1 protein-coding gene is annotated in these 1,296 nt (G+C 70.0%); it reads left to right on the top strand.

Translation table 11 applies throughout. The features are described 5' to 3' along the window. Window positions 1-251: 251 nt before the first annotated feature. Complete coding sequence (locus ACXR8F_RS21500) at window positions 252-1,100, top strand: CPBP family intramembrane glutamic endopeptidase (RefSeq protein WP_458803625.1); 849 nt, start codon at window positions 252-254, stop codon at window positions 1,098-1,100. Window positions 1,101-1,296 lie beyond the last annotated feature (196 nt).

Raw genomic sequence — 1,296 nt, forward strand, 5'->3', positions numbered from 1 at the left:
ACACCGGTCGCCGGCAAAACGCATGAACGCCAACCCAAGGGCGGCACCGACGCTATGAGCCAGACAACCGATGATCAGGACCCAACCACCGCGTGAGCGGTGCTGTCACCCTGACACTGACACCGACGCTACGCCCCGGGCAGCCAACGGCGTACGGGCCCTTCCGGGCACGCGGCCGGCGCGGTGCGACGTGACCCGCCGGCCGGCATACGGCGCAGGGCGGGCGGTCGACGCGAAGTTACGCTGGCGACATGGTGACCACTGCTCCCGCGCCGCGCGGACGGTTCGCCGGACTGCTCGCCCCGTCCGAGCGCGACCCCGCCCCGGTCACCGAGGCAGGGGTGAAGCGAGGGCTGCGCCGCGAGACGCTGCTCGTGCTCGGGGTCAGCCTCGGCTCCTCGGCGGTCTACGCCGTCCTCAGCATCATCGAGAAGCTCACCCGCCCCGTGCCGCTGTCGCAGCAGACCACCGCGATGAACCAGTCGGCGACGCCCGGGCGCCCCTGGCTCGACCTCGCCTACCAGCTCGCCGGGATCGTGCTGCCGCTCGTCGCCGTCGCGCTCGCGCTCTATCTGCTGAACGACGTGCGCCGGCCGGCGGCCGACGTGCGCGCGGGGCACTTCGTCGGACTCGACCGACGCGAGCCGGCGCGGGACCTCGCGCGGGGCGCCGGGCTCGCCGCCCTCATCGGCATCCCGGGTCTCGGCTTCTACTTCTTCGCCAAGGCGATCGGCATCAACACGCAGGTGTCGGCGGCAAACCTCGAGACGGTGTGGTGGTCGGCCCCGGTGCTCGTCCTCGCAGCCGTGCAGAACGCCCTGCTCGAAGAGGTCGTCATGGTCGGCTACCTCTTCACGCGCTGGCGCCAGACCGGCTGGTCGTGGCCGTTGGTCATCGGGCTGTCGGCCCTGATCCGCGGGGCCTACCACCTCTACCAGGGCTTCGGCGGCTTCGCCGGCAACATCGTCATGGGGCTGGTGCTCGGCCTCGTCTTCGTGCGCACGCGACGGGTCATGCCGTTGGTCGTCTGCCACTCGATCCTCGACGTCGTCGCCTTCGTCGGCTACACCGTGCTGCGGGCCCGCGGCGTCTCGATCTGAGCCACGCCCCACGAATCCGTCTGTGCCGGAGGCGCTTTGCCTTGCAGTCCCTCTTGACCTCGACTCGAACATGTGTTCTGCATATCTGCTTAGGTGAAGTCCGGTATGCCGGTTTCTGGCTTGAGGAGGTCCTTGAGTGGGTGCGGGCTGGTGTCGACGGCCTGCTCGAGCAGCCGGTAGAAGAGCAGCCCGCGGG

Source organism: Terrabacter sp. AAH1 (assembly GCF_054456855.1).

Coding starts and splice junctions, on each gene's coding strand:
- ACXR8F_RS21500 (WP_458803625.1), top strand. CDS start 252: ATGGTGACCACTGCTCCCGCGCCGCGCGGACGGTTCGCCGGACTGCTC.